The organism is Desulfovibrio sp. 1214_IL3152, from assembly GCF_036763055.1.
In the GTDB taxonomy this organism is placed as follows: Bacteria; Desulfobacterota; Desulfovibrionia; order Desulfovibrionales; family Desulfovibrionaceae; genus Desulfovibrio.
The window spans coordinates 1-1,871 of record NZ_JBAIYW010000088.1; the positions used below are offsets into that span (position 1 = coordinate 1).

At 58.6% G+C, this 1,871-nt stretch carries 2 protein-coding genes; both read right to left on the reverse strand.

From position 1 onward, the window contains the following. Window positions 1–140: 140 nt before the first annotated feature. Entirely contained in the window at window positions 141–923 is a 783-nt protein-coding gene (locus tag V6C07_RS01710) for an amino acid ABC transporter ATP-binding protein (RefSeq protein WP_333534666.1), read from the reverse strand. Window positions 924–932: 9 nt separating this feature from the next. Further along, on the reverse strand, window positions 933–1,604 hold the full coding sequence (locus tag V6C07_RS01715; protein WP_333534667.1) for an amino acid ABC transporter permease: 672 nt from the start codon (window positions 1,602–1,604) through the stop codon (window positions 933–935). Window positions 1,605–1,871 lie beyond the last annotated feature (267 nt).

Consider the following 1,871-nt stretch of genomic DNA (forward strand, 5'->3'; position numbering starts at 1 on the left):
TGGACCCCGGCCAGCCGGTCGCCCGTGCTCGCGCCGGTCGAGCGTTCATCCTCGGAACATCCGGCGAGCAGGGAGATTGAGAGTAAGAAAATAAAAAGCACGGGTAGAAATCTGTATTTCATTGTAAATCTCCGATGGTATTATTGGTATTGGAGCGTCGGCGTTTCAAACCAGGCCGGATGCTCGGATCTTGCGCCGAGGTGGCGCAGGAACGATTTTGTCCGCTCCTCCCTGGGTGAATTGAAAAACTGGTCGGAACCGGCGGATTCAACGATCGCGCCGTTTTCCATCAGGATGACTTGTGACGAGACCTGCTGCGCGAAACCCATCTCGTGGGTCACCACCAGCATGGTCATCCCTTCGTCGGCCAACTGGCGCATCACGGCCAGCACTTCTCCGGTTAGCTCCGGGTCAAGCGCGGAGGTGGGCTCGTCGAAAAAGATGATCTCGGGAGCCGGGGCCAGTGCCCGGGCTATGGCCACACGCTGTTGCTGGCCGCCGGAAAGCTGGTGGGGGTAAGCGTCCTTTTTGTCCGCCATTCCCACTTTATCGAGCGCCTGCATCCCGATGGCCGCGGCTTCCCGCCTGGGAATGCGCCGGGCGACGACAAGGCCTTCGGTCACGTTTTCAAGCGCGGTCTTGTTCCTGAAAAGGTTGAAATCCTGGAACACAAATCCGGTTTTTTTTCGGATGGCGTCGATCTCCGCCCGGCCGGCTTTGCCGAACTGGTACACCTTCCCCTGAAACGACAGGGTTCCGCGGTCTCCGGTTTCCAGGAAGTTGAGGCAGCGCAAGAGGGTCGTCTTGCCGGCTCCGCTCGGACCCAGGATGGCCACTACGTCGCCCCTGGAGACCTCAAGAGTAACGCCCCTCAAAATCTCCGCGCCATTGAAAGATTTGGTAAGATTGGTAACTTCAAGCATATCTATCTCCTACGGCGTCCAGACCGCGTTCATTTTTTTCTCCCCTGCCCGTTGCAGCCAGGTCAGCACCGTGGAAAAGAGCAGGTAGATCAATCCCACTTCGCAGTAGAGGGCCAGCGGCTCATACGTGCGGGCGACGATTTTTTGCGTGGCCATGAACATTTCCACTACGGTTATGTTGGCCGCCAGTGATGTATCCTTCACCAGGCCGATGAGCGTGTTGGAAAGCGGCGGAAAGGCTGTTCGGAAAGCTTGCGGGAGGACTATCCTCCACATGGTCTGCAGCCAGGTCATGCCGACGCAGTACCCCGCCTCGATCTGCCCGGCCGGAACTGACTCCAGGGCCGCGCGCATGGTTTCGGCCGCGTATGCGCCGGTGTTCAGGGAAAAGACGATTACAGCCGCGGGAAAGGCCGGCACCACGATGCCGACCCCAGGCAAACCGTAGAAAATGATGTAGAGTTGAACCAGCAGCGGGGTGCCGCGCACGGCCCAAATATAAACACGCGCGAGCTGTTTGAAGACTTTCAGGTCCGCGACCTGCACCAGGGCGACGGCCACGGCGATCGCCAGGCCGAGGGCAAAGGAAATCACGGTCAGCGGGATGGTCATGGTCAGGCCGGGCAGCAGGATCTTCCAAAAAGAATCCGCCAGGAGGGTAAGTACACGTTCAGTCATCATAGGTAGGCTGAATGTAATTACTCTCCCTTGCTTTTCGTAGATACGGAATTATCCAATTTTTGCACTATCCTGCCAACGGAGGGAGCAAGATCCGGTCACATGCCGACGCAGCGAAGATTGGGGATGCCGATTCCGGCCAGGCTGGCGTCGAGCGAGACCGCGCTTTCGGCGATAAAGTGGTAGCGGGTGACGTCGATGTCGAACCCGGGAAGCAGGACTGCGTTGCGGGCGCGTTTGGCGAATTCGGCGAAAAAGCCGGCCGGGCCT